General features: G+C 71.2%; 1 protein-coding gene. It reads right to left on the bottom strand.

Annotated elements, in window-relative coordinates; translation table 11 throughout:
* Positions 1-551 (bottom strand): MFS transporter (locus tag GMA12_RS18200; protein ID WP_156270884.1); only part of this gene is annotated, 551 nt, incomplete at its 3' end.
* Positions 552-553 lie beyond the last annotated feature (2 nt).

A 553-nucleotide genomic window follows, 5' to 3' on the forward strand; every position in this document is an offset into this window, starting at 1 on the left:
GCGAACATGAAGGTGGTGGCCAGCAGCATGCCCAGCGGCACCCCGATCTGCGGATAGGCCCCGAACAGCCCGCGCTTGTGCCGCGGGGCGTGCTCCACCGACATCAGCGCCGCCCCGCCCCACTCCCCGCCGGCGGAGAAGCCCTGCATGATCCGCAGCAGCACCAGGAAGATCGGGGCCCAGATCCCGATCGCCGCGTAGGTGGGCAGCAGCCCGATCAGCATGGTCGCCGCGCCCATGCCCACCAGGGTGAGCACCAGCACGAGCTTGCGCCCGTACTTGTCGCCGAGGTGGCCGGCCACCACCGCCCCGAGCGGGCGGAACAGGAAGCTGATGCCCAGCGAGGCCCAGGCCACCACCTGGGCCAGCCCGGCGTTCTCCTCGGACAGCGGGGCGAAGAACAGCGGGGCCAGCACGAAGGCGGCCGCCTGGGCGTAGATGAAGAAGTCGTACCACTCGATGGTGGTGCCCACGAGCGTGCCCGCGAGGACCTTGCGCTCCTCGCGGGACATCTCGTGCCGCCCGGCCGGGACGGCTGACGTGTGTGCCATGG

It is taken from the genome of Kocuria sediminis, from assembly GCF_009735315.1.
In the GTDB taxonomy this organism is placed as follows: Bacteria; Actinomycetota; Actinomycetes; order Actinomycetales; family Micrococcaceae; genus Kocuria; species Kocuria turfanensis.